This is a genomic window from Paenibacillus foliorum, assembly GCF_013141765.1.
In the GTDB taxonomy this organism is placed as follows: Bacteria; Bacillota; Bacilli; order Paenibacillales; family NBRC-103111; genus Paenibacillus_S; species Paenibacillus_S foliorum.
The window spans coordinates 1-714 of record NZ_WHOD01000031.1; the positions used below are offsets into that span (position 1 = coordinate 1).

At 46.2% G+C, this 714-nt stretch carries 1 pseudogene; it reads left to right on the forward strand.

What is annotated here, in order from left to right:
• Positions 1 to 714: pseudogene (locus GC093_RS07765) on the forward strand (S-layer homology domain-containing protein); the annotation flags it as partial.

A 714-nucleotide genomic window follows, 5' to 3' on the forward strand; every position in this document is an offset into this window, starting at 1 on the left:
AGTTCAAGTGACCAGCATCAAGAATCTAAATGCAATCACGCTGCAAGTAACCTTCTCGGCGCCGCTTCCTAAAGAAGACATTGATGTAGACAAAGCGAAGCAAAACTTCGTATTTGACAATGGTCTCACGGTTCTCAATATTCCACAGCTGAAATCGGGATCAACCTCAACCTATATTGTGCCGGTTTCGCCTCAGAAGGCAGGAACTAAGTATTCCTTATCTTATAAAGGTCAGGCGGCTGGAACATTCGAAGCTAATACGGAGAAGCTTGCTTTGAGATCAGGCCAGCAGGTGGCATATGATACATTCGAGATTGAATCCAGTCTTGAAGACGGTGTAACAGATTACGGTAATGTAATCGCGGCTTACAGTACTTCACGCAAGGGAGCCTTCGTTGTTGATGATAACAATATGTATAACGGCAAGTCGTATAACATTCTTTCATCAATGAGAGATAAGCAGGTGTATATTACACCTGAAGGCGGAGCAACGATGACCGCGAGCTATGTATTGTTTACGCAAGCAACGGATGGCAGACAAGCCCCTAAATTCCGCTTGCCCAACGGTGAAACCTTTAAGCCAGGCGTGAAGTACACGGTAACCTCGGATTGGGCGACATTGGCGAATCCGACCTTTACGGCCAAGGAAATTGCGCCGCTAGCAATTCAATCGGCACAGCAAGTGAGCGAAACCTCGCTTGATGTAACATTGAC